The organism is Salinilacihabitans rarus (assembly GCF_024296665.1).
GTDB classification, from domain to species: domain Archaea; phylum Halobacteriota; class Halobacteria; order Halobacteriales; family Natrialbaceae; genus Salinilacihabitans; species Salinilacihabitans rarus.
Window position 1 is genome coordinate 3023955 of record NZ_CP100762.1, and the last position, 19275, is coordinate 3043229.

The following is a 19275-nucleotide window of genomic DNA, read 5'->3' on the forward strand; positions in this document are numbered from 1 at the left end:
ATCCGGGGAGTAGGTGGGCCACTCCAGCAATTCCTTCGCCCGTACTGAACACGAGGTTCACGTAGAATCCTGACCAAATTCTAACTGCTGTTACTATCATATGCAACTCATAACGACGTCGGCCACCATCCACCGACGACCGGCAAAGAACACGAGTCGACACGTATTGGCGTGACGACGCGGACCGACGGCCGTCCCACAACGCCACCATTGATTATATCTCCAGCAGTACGGTCCGGCAATGGGAATTACGGAGGACGAACTCGCCAACTCGATCATCGACGAACATCGACAGTTGGGCGAGATAATGGAGTACGACTTCGACGCCTATCCCGAAGCCCATTACAACCACTACGGCAACCGTGGGGTGGCCGACCTGTACATCGTCGAGGAGAACGACGGTCGGCCAAACGCCAACGGATTCGTCTACGAGTTGAAGTCCGAATACGCGGTGCGGCAGGCGACCGGTGCGAACGAGATCATCCGACAGTTCAACAGGATGCGGGAGTTCTTTTTCGACGGGAGTTCCCACGAACGCCCCACGGATCTCGTGCGATTTACGCTCGGGTTCGCTGGCACCGAATACAATCTGCGACACATCTACGAGAATCTGGACATGTACGCGGCGACGGTCAAGAACTCGTACGAGTCGGACGATACCGTCGAATCCGAGTCCGTGATCCAGTTGAACGATCCGGATACGTTGTCCCCCGTCGTGGTACTCGGGAGGGCAAACGGCGAGACGGTCGAACCACTCGCCGCCGGTGACGAGTTCGGTCCGCACGTGGAGAGACGAAACGAGGAGATATTCGAACGGTGTGAAACCGTGATACGGGAGATAGCCGCCGAACAGTAGCTATACGGGTCCGTCGACTGGCCACGTTCTACGAAACGACCGGGGAGCGCGGAGGAGGACGGTGCCCGCCACGACGAGCGTACGACGCTTCGAACGGCCGTAGGCGTCGTCCGCGGTCGGCCTCCGCGTGACCGGTCGCCCGCCGCGCGCGATCGTAGAAAGTTCGGTGAACGAATCGAAAAAATTCCGCGAACCTGTCGCACGAGACGATATATTTCTCACGCTCCTAGCGTTAATTCGAAGGCAAAGCTTATACCGCGATAGTCGAGTTCGCATGGTATGGCACGCGATACGCCGGTACTGACCGAACACGACGAAGACGACCAACTGCCGAACCTCGTGACGATCGTCGGCCGGGGCGTCCCCGCGAGTTTCGAGATCACCGTCGACGGCGAGATCGAGATGGTCGCCGACGACCCGCTCGCCGAGGCGACGGTCGTCTCGGGGACGACCGCCGAGGGAGCGATCGACGTCGGCGTCACGCGCTTCCGCTTCGCCGGCGAGATGGCGAACGTGCGCGTCGTCGACTGGAACGGCGTCGCGCTGCCCGACTCCGCGAGCGCGCCGACGGTCCACGTCGAGTACGGCGCGCCCGGCCGGTAAGGCCCTCGTCCTTCGGCCGTCCTCGCCGACCCAGCCTCGCGGCCCCGCCGCTCAGAACGGGTACTCCCGGGGCTCGCGCTGGATCGAGATCCACTTCGTCGTCGTCACCTCGTCGAGGATCGACTCGGCGTTGTACCGGCCGAGGCCGGACTCCTTCATCCCGCCGAACGGGACGTGTGGCTCGTCGTTCATCGGCTGGTCGTTGACGTGGATCATCCCCGTGTGGATCCCGTCGGCGATCCGGCGGGCCTGTTCGAGATCCTGCGAGTGAACCGACCCCGAGAGCCCGTGGACCGTATCGTTTGCGACCTCGATCGCCTCGTCCTCCTCGGAGAAGGGGATCACCGGCGCGATGGGGCCGAAGTGCTCGTTGCACGCGGCTTCCATCTCGGGGTCGACGGCCGAGAGCACCGTCGGTTCGACGACGAGGCCGTCGGCGTCGCCGCCCGTCTCGAGGGTCGCGCCCGCGTCGACGCTCTCCTCGACGAACTCCAGCATCGTGTCGCGCTGGGTCTCGTCGATGACGGGGCCGATCACCGTCTCCTCGTCGGTCGGGTCGCCGGTCGGCAGCGCCTCGGCGCGCTCGACGAGGCGCTCGACGTACTCGTCGTACAGTTCCTCGTGGACGAGGTGGCGGTTGATCGAGATGCAGGCCTGCCCCTGGTGCATGAACGAGCCGAAGACGGCGCCGTCGACGGCCCGGTCGAGGTCCGCGCGGTCGGTGACGACGTGGACGTTGTTGCCGCCGAGTTCGAGCGCGGGCAGCGCGCAGTTGCCCGCGGCCTTCGCGGCGACCGTCTCGCCCACCTCGGTCGATCCCGTGAACGCGAGCACGCGCGGGGTCGGGTGTTCGGCCATCGCGGTGCCCACCTCGGAGCCGCTGCCGGTCACGACGTTCAACACCCCGTCGGGGAGGCCGGCCTCCTCGAAGAGCCGCGCCAGCAGCAGGCCACCCGTGATCGGCGTGTTCGACGCCGGCTTCAGGACGACCGCGTTCCCGGCGGCGACCGCCGGCGCGACCGCGCGCATCGAGAGGTGCAGCGGGAAGTTCCACGGCGAGATGACGCCGACGACGCCGGCCGGGACGCGCTCGACGACGTTCTCCTTGCCGGGGACGATCGAGTCGGCGTGCTCGCCGTTCATCCGGAACGGGTAGCTCGCGGCCTGTTGCATCATCCCCTTCGCGGTCTGCAACTCGGCGACGCCTTTGACCCGCGTGCTGCCCGCCTCGACCGCGAGCAGTTCGAGGATCCCCTCCCAGTTCTCGGTGACGTGCTCGATCGCCGCCTCGACGACGCCCGCCCGCCGCTGGGGCGGCTGGGCGGCCCACGACGCCTGGGCCTCGGCGGCGATCCCGTAGGCTTCGTCGACGTCCTCGCTCGTGCCGGCGGGGACGGCGGCGATCGCCTCCCGGGTGTAGGGGTTCTCGACGTCGATCAGGTCGCGGTCGCCGGGGCCGGTCCACTCGCCGTCGAGGTAGAGCGCGTTCCAGCCCGCGTCGGGGGTCAGCGGAAGGTCGTCGGTCATGCGGGCGGCCTACCACCGCACCGCGAAAAAGTCCCACACCGGAAGGCGCAACCCGTTCCCGTGCCCGACGCTCGCCGCCGCTACGCGCGCGGGACGACCCGCGACAACGCGGCGTAGACGACCGCCGCGATCACGACGACGGCGGCGACGCCGACGAGGACGTCGTCGGAGGCGAACCGCCACGCCAGCAACAGGATGCCGGCCGGCGCGAGCGCGAGGCCGGCCGCGGTGCGGTGGAACCCGCGGTCGGGCCGGGTCGATGTCCGCGTCCGTTCGGCCGCGTCGTCTGCCGCCTCCGCGTACATGAAGTACGGCAGGAACAGGTACGTCCCCCCGCCGACGAGGAGGCCGACGAGCGCGCCGAACGCCGGCTCCTCGAACAGCAGGTAAGCGACGTACGCGAAGACGGGCACGTCGAACGCGCCGGCGACCGCGGCGATGTGCTCGGGCGTGAGGAGGCTGTCGGCGAACGGCTCGTCGCTCCCGTAGGAGTCGGCGTCGCTCATGCGGCCGGGTTTCGATCGGAGGAAGTTATATCTTCGTGACCTGTTCCCGTTCTCACTCGTCTCCGCCCGGTCGCGCCGCCGAGAGGTACCGCGGCGGCACCGGCCCGGTCGTGTACGTCCCCTCGCCTCGCTTCGCGATCCGGCGGCCGTCCGCGAGCATCCCCGCGGCGTCGACGGCGAGCACGACCGGGTCGTCGGCGTGGCGGCGCCCGACGCGCCGCGCCGTCTCGCGGTCGCCCGAGAGGTGCACCCGCCGGCGGGCCATCGGCCGCAACCCCTCCTCGCGGATCGCGTCGAGGTTCTCGGGGGCCGTCCCGTGATAGAGTTCGTCGGGGACCGGCGCGTCCGTCGGTTCGAGGGCGACGTCGACGGAGTGGCCGTAGGCGGCCCGGGCGCGGCCGTCGGCGCGCTCGAACCGCCCCTTCGGGTCCGTCGCGATCACCGCGGCGACGTGCTCGGGTCGCGCCCAGTCGTACTTCCGTTCGGCCGCCCCGACGAGCGCGTCGTACTCGGTCCAGCCGTGGTCGTCGAGGGCGAGGCCGACGTCGTCGGGGAAGTGCCGGAGCGCCCCGCTGAGGAACGTCGAGAGCCGGCGACGCCGCTGGCCCGAGAGCACCGGAGAGCCGCTCGACTCGCAGGCGGGACAGGCCTCGCCCTCGAAGGGGCCGTGCTCGTCGCAGGCGCGGATCGGCTCGGTCACGCCCGGTCGTCGGCGTTCGAGCGGGAAAATTCGCTCGGCGTCACCGGTCGGTCGATCCGACGGCGTCGGTCGGCGCGGGATCGGTCTCCCGTCCGACGGCGGGTGCGGTTTCGGTCCCGAGTCGCGACCGCCCGGCGCCGCTCTCCGGTGTGGTCGGCAGCGGCCGGGGAGACGACCGAGCGGCGACGTGGAGGCCGACGAAGACGCTGCCGACGGCCCGGCCGAACGTGACGAGTCGGCTGCCGAAGACGCCGGCGACGGCACCGCCGACGTGGGTCGCCCGACGGGTGGGTCACTCGCCGGTTCGAAAGGACAGGTCGAGCGCCGGCGCCGAGTGGGTCAGCGACCCCATCGAGACGACGTCGACGCCGGTCGCGGCGTAGTCGGCGACGGTCTCGAGCGTGATGCCGCCGCTGACCTCCGACAGGACGTCGTAGTCGGCGAGCAGGTCGACGGCGTCCCGCGTTTCGGCGGGCGTCACGTTGTCGAGCAGGACGACGTCGGCGCCGGCCGCGGCCGCTCGCGGGGCGTCCTCGACGGACTCCACCTCGACCTCGATTTTGGTCGCGAACGAGACGCGCTCGCGGAAGTGCGAAACCGCGCCTTCGAGGCCCAGTTCGACGACGTGGTTGTCCTTGACCATGACCATGTGCGAGAGGTCGAGCCGGTGGGTGTCGCCGCCACCGGCGACGACCGCGCGCTTCTCGATGCCGCGGAGGCCCGGGGTGGTCTTGCGGGTCGCGGCGATCCGCACGTCGGGCGATTCGGCCCGGGCCTCGTCCACGACCGCTCGCGTCCGCGTCGCGATTCCCGAGGCGTGGGCCGCGAGGTTGACGGCGACCCGTTCGCCCCGGAGCACCTCGCGGGCGGGCCCCTCGACGCGGAGGAGGTCGTCGCCCGGTTCGACCGCGGTGCCGTCCGCGAGGCGCTCGCGGACGTCGACGCCGAGGTAGTCGAAGACCGCGCTCGCGGCGTCGAGGCCCGCGACGACGCCCGCCTCCGTCGCGACGAGGCGGCCGGTCGTCTCGCCCGGAACGTCGTTGGTCACGTCGTGGTGGCCGACGTCCTCGCGGAGCCAGCGTTCGACCTGTGCGTCGGTGATCATGTAGCTGGGCCGTCGACCGGGCCGCCGATAAACGACCCGTTTTCGACGACGTGCCCGGAGTCCGCTCGCCGAACGGGGCGGCGCGGCCACCGGCGAACGAACGGGTACGTTCACGTGCCGGTCGCGTGACCGCTCGCCATGCTGACTCCGGCCCGGCGTGGCTCCCGGCGGCGGTCGTCCTCGCCGGCGCCGGCTACGTCGTCGCGGCCGTCCTGATCACGGCGACGTACTACGGCGCGCAGTTGCTCATCGCCCGGAGTCCGGCCGACTTCGACTGATCAGGGCTGTCCGCCGGCGACCGGCTCCCGCTCGTCCCCGTCGACGACGTAGTGACAGCCCGTCGACTCCGGGTTCTCGCTCGCCGCCCGCGCGATCAGCAGCGCGACGACGCTGGCGTTTCGTAGCTCGTAGAGGTCGCGGGCGGTCCGGGTGCGGACGTAGGCGGCGACCTCGCCCTTGAGCCGCCGGAGGACGGCGCTCGCGCGGGCGACCTCGTCGGGGTCGCGTTCGAGGCCGAGCGCCTCGTCCACCGTCCGCCGCAGGCGGGCGAACTTCTCGGCGGCGAAGCGCGGGGGCAGGTCGGGGTCGCTGTCCCGGAGTTCGGGCGCCTCCACGAGTTCGGGCTCCGCGCCCGTTCCGGCGGCGTCCTCGCCGGCGCGCAGCCCCCAGACGAGCCCCTCCAGCAGGCTCGTGCTGGCGAGTCGGTTCGCGCCGTGGACGCCCGTCCGGGCGCACTCGCCGACGGCGTAGAGCCCGTCGAGGTTCGTCCGGCCGCAGTCGTCGACGTCGACCCCGCCGCAGAGGAAGTGCTCGCAGGGGGCGACGGGAATCTCGTCGCCGTCGATCCCACGGTCGCGACACGTCGCGGCGACGTTCGGGAAGTCGGCCGCGAAGTCGAGGGGGCTCACGTCGAGGACGACTTCGCCGGTTCGCTCGCGCTCGCGGGCGACCGCGCGGGCGACGACGTCCCGCGGGGCGAGGTCGGCGTCGGGGTGGTAGTCGGGCATGAACCGCTCGCCGTCGGCGTTCCGGAGGACGGCGCCGTCGCCGCGCAGCGCCTCGGAGAGCAGGAAAGTGTCGTCCCGCGCCGCGGGGTCGCCGCGTCGCGTCTCGTCCCCCGCGTAGGCGGTGGGGTGGAACTGGACGTACTCCATGTCCGCGACGTCCGCGCCCGCCAGCGCGGCCATCGCGATGCCGTCGCCGGTGGCGCCGTCGGGGTTGGTCGACCGCGAGTAGAGCGCGCCGATCCCGCCGGTCGCGAGGACCGTCGCGCCGGCGTAGACCGGACGGCCGACCGGGTCGTCGTCCGTGACGACGCCGTGGACGCGGCCCTCGCGGGCGATCAGTTCGAGCGCTGCCGTCTCCTGTCGCATCTCGATCCGGTCGTGGCCGTCGAGGTAGGTCAGGAAGGGCCGCAGCACGTGCCGGCCCGTCGCGGCGTCGACGTGGAGGATGCGACGCTCGGAGTGGGCCGCTTCGCGCGCGTAGTCGAACGCACCGTCGTCGGTCTCGTCGAAGGGGACCCCGAGGGTGTCGACGAGCACGTCCTCGACGGCGTCGTCGGCCTCGCACACGAGCACGTCGACCGCGTCGGGATCGGCCGTGCCGTCGCTTGCCGCGACGACGTCCCGTTTGAGGCTCTCCGGATCGCCCCGGGTCGTCGAGATGCCGCCCTGTGCCCAGTCGGTGCTGGCGTCGTCGGGACGGCTCGCCTTCGTCAGGACGAGCACGTCCGCGCCCTCGCGCGCGGCGGCGAGAGCCGCCGCACAGCCGGCGATGCCACTGCCCACGACGAGGACGTCCGTCGTTTCGCGTGTGCCGGTCATCTCAGACCTCCAGCATGCGGTCGAGCGCGACCTTCGCGAGTTCCGCCTCCTCGGGGTCGACCTCGATCACGTTTCGTTCCCGTCCCTCGGCGAGTTCCTCGAGCACCCACGTCAGGTAGTTGGGGTCGATCTGGCGCATCGCGTTGCAATCCATGCAGGCGTCGCCACAGAGCGGCAGGACCTCGACCTCCGGGTGCCAGCGCCGGAGGTGGCGGGTGAGGTGGATCTCGGTGCCGACCGCCCACGTCTCGCCGGGGTCGGCGTCGGCGATCGTCTCGCGGATCGTGCTCGTCGAGCCGACGACGTCCGCGGCCTCGACGACCTCGCGGCGACACTCGGGATGGACGACCACGTTCGCGTCGGGGTGTTCCTCACGGATCGCCGCGACGTGCTCGTCGGTGAACCGTTCGTGAACCTGACAGTAGCCGTCCCAGAGGATCACGTCCGCGTCGGCGACCTCCGCAGGGTCTTTGCCCTCGGGGTCCCACGGGTCCCACTCGGCGATGCGGTCTTCCACTCCCAGCCGATAGGCGGTGTTCTCGCCGAGGTGCTTGTCGGGCAGGAAGAGCACCGTGTCGCCGCGCTCGAAGGCCCACTCGAACGCGCGGTGGGCGTTCGAGGACGTACAGACGAGGCCGCCCTGACTCGCACAGAACGCCTTCAGGTCCGCGTAGGAGTTCATGTAGGTGACCGGGACGATGTTCGCGTCCGGCGCCGCGTCGGTGATCTCGGCCCACGCGGCGTCGACCTGCAGGGCCTCGGCCATCCCGGCCATCGGACACGACGCCTCCATGCTCGGGAGGATCACCGTCTGGTCGTCGTCGGTGATGACGTCCGCGCTCTCGGCCATGAACGTCACGCCGCCGAAGATCACGTACTCGGCGTCGGTCTCGGCGGCCCGCTTCGAGAGCCCGTAGGAGTCGCCGACGAAGTCGGCGTGCTCGACGACCTCCCGGCGCTGGTAGTTGTGGCCGAGCACGACGACGTCGTCGCCCAGTTCCTCGCGTGCCGCCTCGATCCGTTCCGTTCGCTCGTCTTCTTCGAGGTCGCGATACGCCGGCGGGAGCTGTTCGAGGTGGCCGTACTTGAACAGACTCAGTTCGGTCTCCAGGTTCGACGCGTGAACTTTCGCCATCGTTGACACCGTCGGTAATGGGCGTATCACGATGCCGTATTGAAAACGTTTTTCTTTCAATACGGTACTCGGAAGAGAACTCTTGGAACACGGCGCTCGGAAGAGGACTCTTGGGACACCATCGCGAGAACGGTCGACCGTCGACGCTACCGCCGCGCGCCGGTGCCGGGCCGGTCGAGTGCTTCCAGATCGATCCGCCCGCCGGGCAGCGGGACGCCGTCGACGGGGTCCTCGGCGAGCAGCAGCGAGCCGTCGAGGTCGGCGTAGTCGAGCAGCGGCGCGAGGTGGCAGGCGGCGGCGATGGAGGCGTTCGATTCGGACATACAGCCACACATCACCTGCAGGCCGTGGGCGCGTGCGGCGTGGACGATCCGGATCGCCTCCCGGAGGCCACCACACTTCATGAGTTTGAGGTTGGCGACGTCGCACCGACCCGCAACCTGTGGCACGTCGTCGGCGGTGATGCAGGACTCGTCGGCGGCGATCGGCAACGACGAGCGCTCGTAGACGTAGCGCAGTCCCCCGGGGTTCTCGGCGGGGACTGGCTGCTCGACGAACTCGAGGTCGTACGCGGCGAGGCGGTCGATCTTCCGTACGGCCTCCTTCGGCGTCCAGGCCTCGTTGGCGTCGACGTACAGTCGCGCGTCCGGTGCGGTCTCGCGGATCGTTCGAACGATCTCCTCGTCGCGGTCGGTGCCGAGTTTCACCTTCAGCGTCCCGTGGCCGCGTTCGAGGGCGAGTTCGGTCTTCTCGCGCATCGTCTCCGTGTCGTCGATGCCGATGGTGTAGGAGGTCTCGACGGTCTCGGCCGGGTCCAGCCCCCAGTAGCGGTACAGCGGCACGTCGAGACGCTTGGCGACGAGGTCGTGCAGGGCGACGCTGACCGCACAGCGGGCGGCGGGGTTGCGCTCGACCGTCTCGCGCATCCGGCGCTCGATCCGGGCGAGCTGGTGGGGGTCGCCGACGTCCTCGACGACCGCGAGCAGGTCGGGGAGGACGGCCTCGACGGTGGCGGCCGTCTCGCCGTAGTGTGCCGAGGGACCGGCGCCGCCGATTCCGACGGTGCCGTCGTCCTCGACCTCGACGAACACGACCTCCGCGTGGGTCTGCGTGCCGCGGGCGATGGTGAATGGGAACTCGAGCGGGAGCGAGCGGCGCTCGAAGGAGGTTTCGAGGCTCATAGGAGCGCGTCGAGCACCCCCTCGGCGCCGAAGCGGACGAGGTCGGTCGCGGGCGCGCCGAGAGCGTCCGCGTACTCCTCGACGGCGTCGCGGGCCGCCCCGTCGTCGTCGATCCCGTAAGTGTTGAGCGCGCCGGCGTGGACGCGTGCGGGCGAGACCGGTTCGGCCAGCCCCTCGTAGAGGTCGACGTAGGTGGGGATCGGCGGAATCGCGGTGTCGTAGCCGTGGGCGATCGTCTCGCGGCCGGCCTCGTGACAGAGCACCAGTTTGTCCGCCCGCGAGCCGTGGAGGATGCCGCAGGTGACCGCCGAGTAGGCGGGGTGGATAATGGTGCCCTGCCCCTCGACGAAGAGGTAGTCGTGTTCGTCGCCTTTCGCGACGATCATCTCCTCGACGGCGCCGGCGGTGAAGTCGCTGACGACGCGGTCGACCGGGTTCCCCCAGCCCTCGATCATGATGCCGGTCTGTCCGGTCGGGATCACGGCGGCGTCGTGACCTCGTTCCTCGGCCGCCCGCGCCAGTTCCATCGTCGCGGTCATCTTCCCGACGTTACAGTCGGTGCCGACGGTGAGGATCACCTCGGCGTCGACCTCGCCGGCGACCCCCTCGGCGACGGTGACGTCGTCGTGGGGCCTGCGGACGTCCCGCAGTTCGCCGCCGTACTCGGCCGCGAGGGCGGCGAACTCCTCGTCGTCTTCGAGGAAGTAGTGCAGCCCCGAGACGACGTCCCAGCCGCGTTCGAGCGCCGTCCTGACGTCCTCGCGCCAGCCGTCCTCGAAGCCGCCGCCGACGGGGGCGATGCCGATCAGCAGGGCGTCGGCGGCGTCGGGGTCGAGGTCGGACACCCCGGAGACGATGGGAGCGTCCCGAACGTCCGGGACCAGATCGTTCACCCGGTCTGCGGGCCGGTCGCGGTCGAGTACCGCGGCGACCTCGTAGTCGGCGTACCGGAGCACGCCGAGGGCGGTCTTGGCTCCGTCCGGAAACTTCTCGTGGGCGAGAATCGCGACGCGCATACCCGGGCCAAGGCGGACCGGGTACTTAACGGTAGATACCGCGGCAGACCGTCGACGACGGCCTCCGACGCCCCCTTAGACGACGTACAGTTCGGCCGTCCAGAACGAGCGGAAGGCGTCGTCGAGCGCGGCCGCCGGCTCACCCGTCGCGTCGACGGCGGCGGTCGCGTCCGGGTCGACGCCCCGGTCGACGAGCGCGTCGACCGCCCCGCGCTGGCCGACGAGGTACAGGCGGTCGGCGTCGCGGTCCGCGAGCGCCTCCCGGCACGCTTCGAGGTGGTCGTCGATCTGTTCGTCGCGGATGCGCTCGAAGCGCGCCTGCGAGAAGCCGCCCTTCGAGTGGTCGCCTTTCACGTCGCTCTCGAAGCCGCGGGTGTCGACGCGCTCGTCGCCCTCGTAGACGCCGAGCGCGAACAGGTCCGCGCGCACGAGCGCGAGGGCGAACCGGCCGCTCGGGCGGAACCACTCGCGGTCGAGGGCGAACCGGTCGCTCCACGTCGCCGCCACGTCGGGCGCGACTGGCGGGCCGAGGGCGACCGAGACGACGCCGGCGTCGTCGGCGCAGACGACGCAGGGGGCGGCCGCCTCGACGAGCGTCGCCCGCTCGCCGAGGGCGTCCGCGACCGCCTCGGGAACGTCGCCGTCGGCGCCGACGGCGGCCGTCAGCGCCCCCTCGGGCCCCGTCTCGAACGATTCGAGGCGGTCGAGCACCTCCGCGAGGCGGGGGCCGCGCAGGCGCTCGCGCCGGCGAAACGAGAGGTCGGCGCTGTCGTCGTCCTCGCGGCGTTCGAGTTCGCCTTCGAGCTGGGCGATGCGGTCTTCGAGGCGGTTCAGCCGCTCTTCGGCCGCCTGTCTTTCGGTGACGGCCTCGGCGCGGCGGTCGGACTCGGCCTCGTAGCGGCGTCGGAGCCGCTCGTTTTCCTCCTCGAGCTCGTCGATGCGCGCCTTCAGCGACGCGCGGCCGAGTAGCTCGTCGATCATCGGGTGAACGCGGGGAGTGACGGCACTTCTAGGTTCCGACGTCGGGCAGCCCCTCGCCGGCGAACGAGAGGAGCTGGCGGGCGCGCTCGCGGCGGGCGAGGAACACCTCGCGGAGGGCCGGCGGGTTGCGGATGCGCGTCCCGTCGAGCAGCGACTCGGGGACGGCGAGGGTGTCGGCGGGGACGCCGTCGTCGCCGTGGACGGGGAAGTGGTTCGACTCGAGTTTCATCACGAGCGGCGCGTCGAGGCGCTCGATCCCTTCTCCGGTCGCGTACACTTCCTCGTTGATCCGTTCGTGCTGGCGGCGCTGCATGACGGCGCGGTCGCCGTCGATGGGTGTCACGAAGAGGCGTCCGAGATAGTAGCTCCGCGAGAACACCTCGAACATGGTACCACTACACAGGGGGCGAACGCCCATAACTATTCCCCGGACGGCTTAAGTCCGAGCGCTTTCAGAGCGGTCCGCTACCGGCGTGACCACCGGAATCGGGTCGAACGCTTCGAACGACCCTGAACGGTTGATATCGCGGATTGAACGGTTCGAACGGAGGTCCGTCTTTTTAAGATATCCGTCGGTACGTGTCTCGTAATGACCGCGAGCCGCGCCGTAGTACTCGTCGCGCTGATCGTCGTCGGGCTCGCACTGGCGCCCGCCGGCGCGGCGCTCGACGGGGCGACCGACGACGGAGGGGACGAAGGGACGAACGAGACGTCGATGGGCGCCGAGGTGAACACGTTCATGCACTCGAACACCGCCGGCGTCGACGACGCCGTCGAAGCGGGGATGTTCGACGCCTCCTACGAGCGCGCCGCTCCCGACGAGCGTGCGGCCGTCGTCTCCGACCGCACGCGCACCCTCGAGGCGAAACTCGACGCCCTCGAAGCCGAGCGCGCCGCCCTCGAGGAACGCGAGGGCGACCTGCCACAGCCAGCCTACGACGCCCGGATGACGCGGCTGGCCGTCGAGATATCGGCGCTCGAACGGGCGCTGAACGACACCGAGACCCGGGCGGTCGAGTCGGGGGCCGATCCCACCGAGATCCGGACGCTCCGGGGGAACGTCGCCGAACTCTCCGGCCCGGAGGTCGCCGCGGTCGCGAAGGGCATCGCCGGGGTCGAGCCCCCGCGGGGCCCGCCCGATGACACGCCCGGAGCCGGCGCGGGCACTCCCGACGGCCCGCAGAAAGACGACGCGAACGGTGACGGCGACGCGCCGAACGACGACGACTGACGGCTCGGCGCGAGCAGACACGCTTTTCAGCGCCCGTCGCTAATCTCCGGTCGATGGACTCCGCCGCGTTGCTGGACCTGCTCGGGAACGAGAACCGGAGACGGATCCTCCGGCTGCTGGCCCGGAAACCCTGTTACGTGACGGAGATCTCGGAGTACCTCGGCGTGAGTCCCAAGGCGGTGATCGAGCACCTGCGGAAACTGGAGGAGGCGGGACTCGTCGAGAGCCACGTCGACGACCAGCGCCGGAAGTACTTCCACATCGCACGGAACGTCCGCCTCGAGGTGAACGTCTCGCCGTACGGCTTCGCGAGCAAGAGCGCCTACCCCGCGAGCAACGGCTTCGACATCACCACCTGCCGGCACGTCTCGCTCGACGTCTCCTGGGACGATGCCGACGACCTCGACGATCTGCTGGCGGCCCTCGAGGACCTGGAACAGGTCGAGAACGAACTCTCGCTGGCCCAGCGGTGGGTCCAGGGACAGCTGTACGACGTCCTCAATACGATCTCCTCGGAGATCGGTGCCGGCCCCGAGAGCCGGATCTACGCCGACCTGCTCGCGAGCATCCGCACGGAGCCAAAGAGCGTCGCCGACCTCAGCCACGACATCGGCGTCCCCCGCGAGGTCACCGCCGACCTGCTCGAGGTGATGGCCGACGAGGGGATCGTCCGGCGCACCGAGCGCGGCTGGGAACTCGCGACCGAGGCCTAGACGTCCCGGGTGAGCCCGTCGCGCAGGTCCCGCCCGAAGTAGTAGCCGAGCAGGCAGGCGAGCGCGCCGGCGCCCGCGCCCGCCGCCACCAGCGTCCGGGTCGACCCGCCGAGCAGCGCGACCGTCACGAAATCGAGGGTCGCGGCGACGCCGCCGACCGAGGCGCCCGCGACCGCGGTCTCGAGGTAGCGCCGCCGGGAGCCGACGAGGCCGACGAGGAACGCGGCGACGCCGAGGCCGAGGAAGCGCCCGACGCCGGCGAACGGGAACGCCGTCCCGCCGACGAGCAGGCCCGCCCCGAGGACGAGCACGACCGCGAGGAACCCCTTCGGCGAGAAGAGCCCCGAGAGCGCGAGTCGCGAGTCCCGCTCCGTCGCGTCGGCCTCGCCCTCTGGCGCCCGCGAGGCGGTCGCGCCCGCGACGTCCCCGCCGCGTGCGTCCGTCTCGTCGGCCGGCGCGCGAGCGGTCCCGGCGTCAGAGAGCAGCCGGTCGGTCTCGTCGAGGAGGTCGTCCGTCGAGCGCGGGCCGTCCGGCTCCCGGTTCCGCGTCGCCTCGTCCGAGCGCTCGCTCATGCCCCAGTGGACGGTCGCCGTCGCCAAGGCCTTTCCCCTCGGTTCGTCCCTCGCGCTGCCCTCCGGCCGGTCGCTTTTGCCGTCGCCGGTCGTATCCCCGCGTCATGAACGCCGTCCTCGTCGTCGCCGGGCTGGCGGCCGTCGCCGCGGGGGTCGGGGCGCTCTACGCCGCGAAGCGGCTCCTGCCGGGGCTGACGATCTCCGAGGAGGTCCGGGCGTCGCTGCGACTGCTGGTGGCGCTGTTCGCCGGCGGGCTGATCACGGCCGGGGCGTTCGTCGTCCTGCTTGGCCTGCTCGGCTGACCCCGGCAAAAGGGTGGCTTCAAGTCCGCGGACGCGCAAGCGCCACCCATGAATCCCGGAGACCGCGTCCGCGTCGAGCGCGGCGCGCGGACCTACGAGGGCGTGTTGCTCCCCTCGAGCACCGACGACAACCTCGTCGTCAAACTCGAAGGCGGCTACAACGTCGGCGTCGACCGCGCCGCGGCCGACGTCGAGGTGCTCGAACCGGACGTCTACGACGTCGGGAACGGCGACGAGGACGAGGCGAGTTCCGAAGTCGAGTTCGACGACGACCTGCCGACGATCGCCCTGATCTCGACCGGCGGGACCATCGCCTCGACGGTCGACTACCGCACCGGCGCCGTCACCGCCCAGTTCGACGCCGAGGACGTCCTGCGTGCCGTCCCGGACCTCGCGGGCCGGGCGAACTACCGCGGCCGGGTCGTCGCGAACATCCTGTCGGAGAACATGGAGCCGTCCATCTGGCGGGACCTCGCCGAGGCCGTCCACGAGGAGATCGCGGCCGGCGCCGACGGCGTCGTCGTCATGCACGGCACCGACACGATGCAGTACTCCGCGGCGGCGCTGGCGTTCGCGCTGGAGACGCCCGTTCCGATCGTCTTCACGGGCAGCCAGCGGTCGGCCGACCGCCCGTCCTCGGACAACGTGATGAACGCGGTCTGTGCGGTCGAGGCGGCCAAGAGCGACTGCGCGGAGGTGCTCGTCTGCATGCACGCAAGCGAGAGCGACGACGTCTGCGCGCTCCACCGCGGCACCCGCGTCCGGAAGAACCACACCTCCCGCCGGGACGCGTTCGAGACGGTCGGCGCGAAGCCGCTGGGCGAGGTCGACTACGAGACCGGCGAGGTGACGTTCCGGCGCGACCACCGCGAGCGCGGCGAGAGCGACCTCGCGATCGCCCCCGACCTCGAAGACGAGGTCGAACTCCTCAAGTTCACGCCCGGGATGGACCCCGCACTCCTCGACGTCGTCGAGGGCAAGGCGGGACTGGTCCTCGAAGGGACGGGGCTGGGCCACGTCCACACCGACCTGATCCCGCGGATCGAGGCGTTGGTCGACGACGGGACGACGGTCGTCATGACCAGCCAGTGTCTCGAAGGGCGGGTCTGTGACCGCGTCTACGACACCGGTCGCGACCTGCTCGACGCGGGCGTGATCGAGGCTGGCGACACCCTCCCCGGGACGGCGACGGTGAAGCTGATGTGGGCGCTCGCCAACGCCGACGACGGCGCTGAACGGAGCGCTGCTGGCGGTCGAAACGCCGGGCGTTTCGACGACGTCGAGGAGGCGATGGGCACGTCGCTCGCGGGCGAACTGCAGGAGCGGTCGGTCCCCTGGGAGTGATCGCCGTGCCGGTCGGCATCGAAATTCGGCGCGCGAGACACGACGACTACGAGGGCGTGAAGGCGTTCACCGAGACCCTCTGGGAGGACCGCGGCGGCGACTACATCCCCCGGATCTACCACGACTGGCTCGAAGACGAGGACGAGACCCACAAGAAGACGTTCCTCGCCGACGCGGGCGACGACGTCGCCGGCATCGTCCAGGCCGTGATGCTCTCCGAGGACGAGGCCTGGTTCCAGGGCATGCGCGTGAACCCGGCCTACCAGCGTCAGGGGCTGAGCGGTCGGCTCAACGAGGCCTGCTTCGAGTGGGCCCGCGGGAAGGGCGCCACCGTCGGCCGGATCATGATCTTCTCGTGGAACGCCGCCTCCCTCGGCGCGGCCCGGTCGGCCGGCTTCGAGCCGACGACGGAGTTTCGTTTCGCCCACCCCGAACCCGACCCCGACGCGACGGGGCCGGACCCGGTCGCGACCGATCCCGCGGCGGCGTGGCGCTACTGGACCCACAGCGACGCCCGCCGCCACCTGCGCGGGCTGGCGTTCGCCCCCGAGGAGACGTGGGCGATGCGCGAACTCACCCGCGGGGACTTCGAGCTGTTCGACGAGGGGACGGAGACGGCCGTTTTCGCGGTCGAACGCGACGGAACCGTCGGGGCGGCCTACCGCGTCCGCAGTTACGACCGCGAGGGCGACGACGGCGGGACCGAGACCTGGGCCGAGTACGGCGTCGCCGCCTGGGACGACGTCGACGCGGCGCGCTCGCTGTTCGCCGCGGTCGCCCGCGACGCGGCCGAACTCGGCGCCGACCGCACGCGGGTGCTGATCCCCGAGACGCCGACGGCCGTCAGCGACGCCTCCTACGCCGGCGCCGACATCTCCGAGGAACCGGACTTCGTGCTCGGGGCCGACCTCGCCGGGCGGTACTAACCGCCGCTGACCGGCGGGAACAGCGCCAGTTCGTCGCCGTCCTCGAGTTCCGTTTCGAGGCCGCCGTCGGCGCGGACGTCGCCGCCGTTCCGGAGGACGTTGATCTCCGAGCGCAGGTCGCCGTCCTCGTCGAGCACCCGCTCGCGCAGCGCGGGCCGGTCGGCCAGCAGCGCCTCGAGGGCGTCGCCGACGGTCTCGCCCGGGCCGGCGTCGACCGACACCCGGCGGTCGCCCGCGCGCTCGGCGAGGTCGGCGAACAGCTTCCACTCCATAGGCGGCGGTATCCGCGCCGGACTCAAGTAGCTACCGCCCCGCCGCCCGCTCGCCCGCTTCCTCCTCGCGCGCCGGCGGGCGGTCGGCCGACGTCTCGCCCGCCCGCCGCAGTGCCTCCGGCCGCCCGAGGACGTAGCAGACGTCGCCGGCCGCGAGGCGCTCGTCGGCGTCGGGCAGCGAGACCACGGTCCCGTCGCGCTCGACGGCGAGAACGAACACGGGGAGCGAGCCGACGGGCGCTCCGGCGAGCGGGTCGTCCGCGCCGACGCGGAGCGTCGCGATCGTCTCGTCGGCCGCCCGGAGCAGGGAGACGAACTCCCGGCCGGCGTCGGGCGATCCCGGCAGGGTGACCAGCCGGTACTCGCGTTCGGGGTCGAGCGCCGGCGCGGTGCCGGCGTCGACCGCGAGGGTGACGACGTCGCCCGCGGTCGCGCGCAGTTCGGCGCTCGCGACCCGCCTCGCGGCGCCCTCGACGGCCCACACGTCGACGGCGTCGCCCGGACTGGCGTCCGGCGCCGGGTCGCCCCGGACGGCGACCGCGACGGTGCCGGGCGCGAGCGTCGGCCCGAGCCCCGACTGGCGGCTCCCGACCGCGAGGTACTCGACGGTCCCGTCGGCCGCGAGGTCGACGTCGACGTGGCCGACCCCGTAGTCGCGTTCGAGGCGGGCGACCAGCCGCTCGCGAAGCGCCTCGGTCGAGAGCCGTCGCGGGAACAGCAGCGTCTCGCCGGCGAGTTCGGCTTTCGTCGCCGGGTCGACGGGATCGTAGCCGTCGGCGTCCCTGACGGTCTTCGGGAGGTCGACGGCGACGACCCGGCCGGCCGAGCGCAGTAGCTGGCTGACGTCGTCGATCCGGGTCGGCGTCGCGACGGTGACGTCCCGGCCCATCCGGTCGCCGAGGCGGCGGCCGGCGTCGGCGGCGATCGCGCTGACGGCGAACGCGAGGACGGTGTAGACGGCGACGGCGGGGTCGAGCAGGTCCGACTCGCCGAGGATCGCCTCCTGGAGCGTCGTCTGCGTGTTCAGCCAGATCGCGACGGCCGAGACGCCCACCAGGACGGCGACGCCGTCGGGGAGTTCCTCGTCGCCGTACCACCGGTAGAGCAGCGCCACGCCGGCGGCGACGCCGCCCGAGAGCAGGCTGAACCCGAGGATGCGGACCGCGGCCGCGAGGACCGTCTCGGCGGCCGGGACCCCCTCGGCGGCCGTCGCGACCGCGACGGGGGCGCTCATCGCGCGGCCTCCGTGAACGCTTCGAGGGCGTCCTCGCTCCCCGCGACGAACGCCTCGTCGCCGGGTTCGAGCGGACGCTCGATCCCCGGGACGAACACCCAGCCGCGCCGGCGGCCGCCAGTTTCGCTCCCCCCGCGCCGGACCGCCAGGACCTGCACGCCGTCCGTCGGCGCCGCCGTCGACCCGACGGCGACCCGCCGGATCGCGTCGCCGGCCCGCCGCAGCAGCGAGAGCGCCTCGAACTCCCGGCTGGTCCCCCGCGAGCGGACGATCACGGCCGGACGGTCGGCCCCGAGCACCGTGCGCGCCTCCCGGCGGGCGACGGCGACGGTCACCCGGCCGGGGCCGCCCGCGGTGGCCGTCCCGGGCGCGCGGTCCGGCCGGACCGGCCCCTCACCCGCTTCGCCCGTCTCGTCGGGGGCGACGGGCGCGGTCGCGGCGTCGGGGCCGGCCGCGGCCCGCTCGTCGGCCTCGCCGCGGGCGCTCAGCACGGTCCCCCGGACCGTCGCGCCGTCGACGCGGAGGTCGACCTCGTCGCCGCGGGCGAGCCCCGTCGGGACGGGCGTCGCCAGCGAGACGGCCCGCTGGCCCTCGGGGACGCGCTTCGAGAGCGCGCTGGTCGGCGGCGCGGCGGCGATCGTCGCCCGACCGCGCTCGTCGAGCGAGACCGCGACGTCCGCGAGGTCGTGGTCGGTCCGCAGGCGCTCTTCGAGGCGGGTTTCGAGTTCCGCCAGCGGGAGGTCCGCGGGCAGCCGCCAGGTGCCGGCCGCGAGCGTCGCCCGGAGGTCGGGCGACAGCGGCGGGTACCCCTCCACGTCCGCGATTCCGCCGTGGGGACGTACCGTCACGTGGCCGATCCCGCCGACCATCTCGACGACGTCCGCCGAGAGGGTCCGCTTGCGAAGCTGGGTGAGCGAGACGTGCCGCGGGAGTTCGGCGCCGAGTCTGTCCCCCTGATTGTGGGCGTACAGCGCGAGCATGAGGACGACGAGGACGGCGACGAACAGCCGCGGGGACCGGGCGATCGTCGGCTCGACCAGTCCGAGCAGCCCGCCCTGAACGCTCGCGATCGAGAGCGCGAGGACGACGACGCCGAACGAGGGGAGGGTGACGCCGGTGACGTACCGGACGAGGAACCCGAGCGTGCCGGAGACGAACGCGGGGACGATTCCCGTCAGGAGTCCGAGGTAGATCCCGAGCAAGACCTCTACGGGGAGTGCCATGGCCGGGCCGTCGCGGGCGACG

General features: G+C 71.5%; 22 protein-coding genes. 8 read left to right on the forward strand and 14 right to left on the reverse strand.

Going from position 1 to position 19275, the window contains the following annotated elements; genetic code table 11:
• Positions 1–241 precede the first annotated feature (241 nt).
• Positions 242–856 (forward strand): hypothetical protein, encoded by a 615-nt coding sequence (locus NKG98_RS15890; protein WP_254767072.1) that lies wholly within the window; start codon positions 242–244, stop codon positions 854–856.
• Between the two features lie 279 nt (positions 857–1135).
• Positions 1136–1459 (forward strand): hypothetical protein, encoded by a 324-nt coding sequence (locus tag NKG98_RS15895; protein WP_254767073.1) that lies wholly within the window; start codon positions 1136–1138, stop codon positions 1457–1459.
• Positions 1460–1510: 51 nt separating this feature from the next.
• Here the strand turns inward: NKG98_RS15895 and NKG98_RS15900 are convergent, their stop codons facing one another.
• From NKG98_RS15900 to nadC, 4 genes are all read right to left on the reverse strand, one after another.
• The gene (locus tag NKG98_RS15900) at positions 1511–2986 is read right to left on the reverse strand and encodes an aldehyde dehydrogenase family protein (protein WP_254767074.1); all 1476 of its coding nucleotides are present in this window, start codon (positions 2984–2986) and stop codon (positions 1511–1513) included.
• A gap of 80 nt (positions 2987–3066) precedes the next feature.
• Positions 3067–3492 (reverse strand): hypothetical protein, encoded by a 426-nt coding sequence (locus NKG98_RS15905; RefSeq protein ID WP_254767075.1) that lies wholly within the window; start codon positions 3490–3492, stop codon positions 3067–3069.
• 52 nt (positions 3493–3544) lie between these two features.
• Complete coding sequence (locus tag NKG98_RS15910; RefSeq protein ID WP_254767076.1) at positions 3545–4192, reverse strand: RNA 2'-phosphotransferase; 648 nt, start codon at positions 4190–4192, stop codon at positions 3545–3547.
• Between the two features lie 292 nt (positions 4193–4484).
• Positions 4485–5297: a carboxylating nicotinate-nucleotide diphosphorylase gene (gene nadC / locus NKG98_RS15915; RefSeq protein WP_254767077.1), complete on the reverse strand. Its 813-nt coding sequence runs from the start codon at positions 5295–5297 to the stop codon at positions 4485–4487.
• 125 nt (positions 5298–5422) lie between these two features.
• Here nadC and NKG98_RS15920 point away from each other — a divergent pair, with 125 nt between their 5' ends.
• Positions 5423–5575 (forward strand): hypothetical protein, encoded by a 153-nt coding sequence (locus NKG98_RS15920; protein WP_254767079.1) that lies wholly within the window; start codon positions 5423–5425, stop codon positions 5573–5575.
• On the opposite strand, the gene NKG98_RS15925 is transcribed toward NKG98_RS15920, so the two are convergent.
• The 6 genes from NKG98_RS15925 to NKG98_RS15950 all read right to left on the reverse strand — a co-directional run bounded on the left by NKG98_RS15925 (position 5576) and on the right by NKG98_RS15950 (position 11824).
• Positions 5576–7123: an L-aspartate oxidase gene (locus NKG98_RS15925; protein WP_254767081.1), complete on the reverse strand. Its 1548-nt coding sequence runs from the start codon at positions 7121–7123 to the stop codon at positions 5576–5578.
• Between the two features lies 1 nt (position 7124).
• Positions 7125–8258, reverse strand: a complete 1134-nt coding sequence (gene nadA, locus NKG98_RS15930; protein ID WP_254767082.1) for a quinolinate synthase NadA — start codon at positions 8256–8258, stop codon at positions 7125–7127.
• A 146-nt stretch (positions 8259–8404) separates the two neighbouring features.
• Positions 8405–9439, reverse strand: coding sequence for a dipeptide epimerase (locus NKG98_RS15935; RefSeq protein ID WP_254767084.1), 1035 nt, complete (start codon positions 9437–9439; stop codon positions 8405–8407).
• The gene (locus NKG98_RS15940) at positions 9436–10455 is read right to left on the reverse strand and encodes an N-acetyltransferase DgcN family protein (RefSeq protein ID WP_254767085.1); all 1020 of its coding nucleotides are present in this window, start codon (positions 10453–10455) and stop codon (positions 9436–9438) included. The genes NKG98_RS15935 and NKG98_RS15940 overlap by 4 nt, the downstream gene beginning before the upstream one ends.
• A gap of 75 nt (positions 10456–10530) precedes the next feature.
• On the reverse strand, positions 10531–11436 hold the full coding sequence (locus NKG98_RS15945; RefSeq protein ID WP_254767087.1) for a Vms1/Ankzf1 family peptidyl-tRNA hydrolase: 906 nt from the start codon (positions 11434–11436) through the stop codon (positions 10531–10533).
• A gap of 28 nt (positions 11437–11464) precedes the next feature.
• Positions 11465–11824: a DUF5802 family protein gene (locus tag NKG98_RS15950; protein ID WP_254767088.1), complete on the reverse strand. Its 360-nt coding sequence runs from the start codon at positions 11822–11824 to the stop codon at positions 11465–11467.
• A 201-nt stretch (positions 11825–12025) separates the two neighbouring features.
• Between NKG98_RS15950 and NKG98_RS15955 the strand changes: the two genes are divergently transcribed.
• Both NKG98_RS15955 and NKG98_RS15960 read left to right on the forward strand, forming a co-directional pair.
• On the forward strand, positions 12026–12667 hold the full coding sequence (locus NKG98_RS15955; RefSeq protein WP_254767090.1) for an ABC transporter C-terminal domain-containing protein: 642 nt from the start codon (positions 12026–12028) through the stop codon (positions 12665–12667).
• Positions 12668–12720: 53 nt separating this feature from the next.
• Entirely contained in the window at positions 12721–13380 is a 660-nt protein-coding gene (locus tag NKG98_RS15960; RefSeq protein WP_254767092.1) for a metalloregulator ArsR/SmtB family transcription factor, read from the forward strand.
• Here the strand turns inward: NKG98_RS15960 and NKG98_RS15965 are convergent.
• On the reverse strand, positions 13377–13952 hold the full coding sequence (locus NKG98_RS15965; protein WP_254767094.1) for a DUF456 domain-containing protein: 576 nt from the start codon (positions 13950–13952) through the stop codon (positions 13377–13379). The two genes, NKG98_RS15960 and NKG98_RS15965, sit on opposite strands and share 4 nt — an antisense overlap.
• Positions 13953–14056: 104 nt before the next feature.
• Between NKG98_RS15965 and NKG98_RS15970 the strand changes: the two genes are divergently transcribed.
• Genes NKG98_RS15970 through NKG98_RS15980 form a run of 3 tightly spaced genes read left to right on the forward strand, consistent with a single transcriptional unit; the run spans position 14057 to position 16524 of the window.
• Positions 14057–14254, forward strand: coding sequence for a hypothetical protein (locus NKG98_RS15970; protein WP_254767096.1), 198 nt, complete (start codon positions 14057–14059; stop codon positions 14252–14254).
• Between the two features lie 48 nt (positions 14255–14302).
• Positions 14303–15598 (forward strand): Glu-tRNA(Gln) amidotransferase subunit GatD, encoded by a 1296-nt coding sequence (gene gatD, locus NKG98_RS15975; RefSeq protein WP_254767097.1) that lies wholly within the window; start codon positions 14303–14305, stop codon positions 15596–15598.
• Between the two features lie 5 nt (positions 15599–15603).
• Positions 15604–16524: a GNAT family N-acetyltransferase gene (locus NKG98_RS15980; protein WP_254769484.1), complete on the forward strand. Its 921-nt coding sequence runs from the start codon at positions 15604–15606 to the stop codon at positions 16522–16524.
• Here the strand turns inward: NKG98_RS15980 and NKG98_RS15985 are convergent.
• Genes NKG98_RS15985 through NKG98_RS15995 form a run of 3 tightly spaced genes read right to left on the reverse strand, consistent with a single transcriptional unit; the run spans position 16521 to position 19253 of the window.
• The gene (locus tag NKG98_RS15985) at positions 16521–16796 is read right to left on the reverse strand and encodes a ubiquitin-like small modifier protein 1 (protein ID WP_254767098.1); all 276 of its coding nucleotides are present in this window, start codon (positions 16794–16796) and stop codon (positions 16521–16523) included. The genes NKG98_RS15980 and NKG98_RS15985 overlap by 4 nt on opposite strands.
• A gap of 31 nt (positions 16797–16827) precedes the next feature.
• Positions 16828–18030: a TrkA C-terminal domain-containing protein gene (locus NKG98_RS15990; protein WP_254767099.1), complete on the reverse strand. Its 1203-nt coding sequence runs from the start codon at positions 18028–18030 to the stop codon at positions 16828–16830.
• Positions 18027–19253, reverse strand: a complete 1227-nt coding sequence (locus tag NKG98_RS15995; RefSeq protein WP_254767100.1) for a TrkA C-terminal domain-containing protein — start codon at positions 19251–19253, stop codon at positions 18027–18029. Before NKG98_RS15995 ends, NKG98_RS15990 begins: the two co-directional genes overlap by 4 nt.
• Positions 19254–19275 lie beyond the last annotated feature (22 nt).

Bases quoted from the DNA above. Each gene is read 5' to 3' on its own strand.
- NKG98_RS15890 (WP_254767072.1), top strand. From the start codon at position 242: ATGGGAATTACGGAGGACGAACTCGCCAACTCGATCATCGACGAACAT.
- NKG98_RS15895 (WP_254767073.1), top strand. From the start codon at position 1,136: ATGGCACGCGATACGCCGGTACTGACCGAACACGACGAAGACGACCAA.
- NKG98_RS15900 (WP_254767074.1), bottom strand. From the start codon at position 2,986: ATGACCGACGACCTTCCGCTGACCCCCGACGCGGGCTGGAACGCGCTC.
- NKG98_RS15905 (WP_254767075.1), bottom strand. From the start codon at position 3,492: ATGAGCGACGCCGACTCCTACGGGAGCGACGAGCCGTTCGCCGACAGC.
- nadC (WP_254767077.1), bottom strand. From the start codon at position 5,297: ATGATCACCGACGCACAGGTCGAACGCTGGCTCCGCGAGGACGTCGGC.
- NKG98_RS15925 (WP_254767081.1), bottom strand. From the start codon at position 7,123: ATGACCGGCACACGCGAAACGACGGACGTCCTCGTCGTGGGCAGTGGC.
- nadA (WP_254767082.1), bottom strand. From the start codon at position 8,258: ATGGCGAAAGTTCACGCGTCGAACCTGGAGACCGAACTGAGTCTGTTC.
- NKG98_RS15935 (WP_254767084.1), bottom strand. From the start codon at position 9,439: ATGAGCCTCGAAACCTCCTTCGAGCGCCGCTCGCTCCCGCTCGAGTTC.
- NKG98_RS15940 (WP_254767085.1), bottom strand. From the start codon at position 10,455: ATGCGCGTCGCGATTCTCGCCCACGAGAAGTTTCCGGACGGAGCCAAG.
- NKG98_RS15945 (WP_254767087.1), bottom strand. From the start codon at position 11,436: ATGATCGACGAGCTACTCGGCCGCGCGTCGCTGAAGGCGCGCATCGAC.
- NKG98_RS15950 (WP_254767088.1), bottom strand. From the start codon at position 11,824: ATGTTCGAGGTGTTCTCGCGGAGCTACTATCTCGGACGCCTCTTCGTG.
- NKG98_RS15955 (WP_254767090.1), top strand. From the start codon at position 12,026: ATGACCGCGAGCCGCGCCGTAGTACTCGTCGCGCTGATCGTCGTCGGG.
- NKG98_RS15960 (WP_254767092.1), top strand. From the start codon at position 12,721: ATGGACTCCGCCGCGTTGCTGGACCTGCTCGGGAACGAGAACCGGAGA.
- NKG98_RS15965 (WP_254767094.1), bottom strand. From the start codon at position 13,952: ATGAGCGAGCGCTCGGACGAGGCGACGCGGAACCGGGAGCCGGACGGC.
- NKG98_RS15970 (WP_254767096.1), top strand. From the start codon at position 14,057: ATGAACGCCGTCCTCGTCGTCGCCGGGCTGGCGGCCGTCGCCGCGGGG.
- gatD (WP_254767097.1), top strand. From the start codon at position 14,303: ATGAATCCCGGAGACCGCGTCCGCGTCGAGCGCGGCGCGCGGACCTAC.
- NKG98_RS15985 (WP_254767098.1), bottom strand. From the start codon at position 16,796: ATGGAGTGGAAGCTGTTCGCCGACCTCGCCGAGCGCGCGGGCGACCGC.
- NKG98_RS15990 (WP_254767099.1), bottom strand. From the start codon at position 18,030: ATGAGCGCCCCCGTCGCGGTCGCGACGGCCGCCGAGGGGGTCCCGGCC.
- NKG98_RS15995 (WP_254767100.1), bottom strand. From the start codon at position 19,253: ATGGCACTCCCCGTAGAGGTCTTGCTCGGGATCTACCTCGGACTCCTG.